The following is a 707-nucleotide window of genomic DNA, read 5'->3' as shown; positions in this document are numbered from 1 at the left end:
CGAAGGATGTAGCCTGTGTCATGGCACAGCGGGCTGGCCAGATACACGACGCCCGGTGCGACCCACTCCGGTTTGAGGTTCTCGGGTGACGGCATGCTTCCCCACATGCGTGTTTTGGCAACAGGGGAGATAGCGTTGACAAGGATTCCATGCTGCTCGCCTTCCAGGCTCAGTGCATTCATGATGCCCACCTGAGCCATCTTACCGGCAGCGTAAGCCACGAGGCCGGGCTGCGCATATTGCTGGAACAGGGCGCGATCAGAGGTGTTGAGCACGATCCGTGGTGATGAAGAGTGCTTAAGGTATGGCCAGGCATATTTGCTCAGCCAAATCGGCGCACGGATGTTGATGCCGATGGCACGTTCAAGGAAATCATCACTCTGGTCTTCGATACGTTGATAGTCCACCCAGCCTGCGTTGTGAATCAGGATGTCCAGCTTACCGAAGTGGGTGATAGCCAGCTCCACGAGCTCCCTGCAGCCATCCTCATTATCCAGGCGTCCGTTGTGTGTGATCAATTGTCCGTTGTCAGCGCGCAGGGTACGGCCAGCTTCCGCAATCACATCTTTACTGGCGCCTTCACCGGCCCGGTTGGTGCCGAGGTCGCTGATAACAACGCGCGCACCATGGTCTAACAGTGACTGCGCGTAGGTACGTCCCAGGCCCTGTCCTGCGCCGGTGATGATGGCTACCGCATCCTTTAACAG

1 protein-coding gene is annotated in these 707 nt (G+C 57.7%); it reads right to left on the bottom strand.

Annotated elements, in window-relative coordinates; genetic code table 11:
* Positions 1-707: SDR family NAD(P)-dependent oxidoreductase (locus tag WH277_RS01465; protein WP_339503953.1), on the bottom strand; the 707-nt coding region annotated here is incomplete at both ends.

The organism is Erwinia sp. MYb416 (assembly GCF_037479575.1).
In the GTDB taxonomy this organism is placed as follows: Bacteria; Pseudomonadota; Gammaproteobacteria; order Enterobacterales; family Enterobacteriaceae; genus Erwinia; species Erwinia rhapontici.
This window is presented reverse-complemented; position numbering and strand designations above follow the sequence as displayed.